This is a genomic window from Rosenbergiella sp. YN46, assembly GCF_036620675.1.
In the GTDB taxonomy this organism is placed as follows: domain Bacteria; phylum Pseudomonadota; class Gammaproteobacteria; order Enterobacterales; family Enterobacteriaceae; genus Jejubacter.
The window spans coordinates 1-699 of record NZ_JAZHEE010000105.1 but is presented as its reverse complement, the minus strand read 5'-3'; the positions used below and the strand labels follow the sequence as shown (position 1 = coordinate 699).

The window sequence follows — 699 nt, the reverse complement described above, 5'->3', positions numbered from 1 at the left end:
CCAGTATACTTTTTTGTGAAATAAGGCCTTCTTCATTTATATCAAGTTGGTAAAGATGAGAAGCTCGAAGGGTGGCCATAATCATATATCCTTTAAAATCTAATTTATCTCCAGAATAGATAACAATTCCACCCGGTTCAATACTTGGATCATAACACATTATTGCATCAACAAAAATTCCTCCTGAACATTCTTGGTTTGGCCATCCATAATTTTGACCAGAAAGAATTATGTTGATTTCATCATTTTTTGTTGGCCCCAAATCGATGGAGTATAGATTGCCAGATTTGTCCCATGTCATTCCCTGAGGATTTCTATGTCCTAAGGAAAAGACTGGTGAATCTTCAAATGGATTATCATCTGGTATCGAACCATCATCATTAAGTCTTAATATTTTTCCTGCTAATGACTCAAGATCTTGTGGAAGGTTTGAAGAGTCAGAAATAGTTCCTGTAGCCACATAGAGTTTTCCATCTGGACCAAATTTTATTATTCCACCATTAGTAAATTTTGAGCCTGGAATTTTGTCAAAGATTATTTCAGCATCTTTCAGTTTATTTTTTGATTCTCTAATTTTCAAAATTTTATTCCACAAATTTCCTTCCTCTTCGTAAGTGTAGTAAACATAGAGATAATGATTACTAGAAAAGTCTGGATGGGTTTCAATACCCATTAATCCACCACCAAAGACATCTGCAG

Annotated in this window: 1 protein-coding gene; it reads right to left on the bottom strand. The window is 34.3% G+C overall.

Annotated elements, in window-relative coordinates; genetic code table 11:
* Positions 1-699 (bottom strand): PQQ-dependent sugar dehydrogenase (locus tag V3W49_RS22720; RefSeq protein ID WP_500148211.1); only part of this gene is annotated, 699 nt, incomplete at both ends.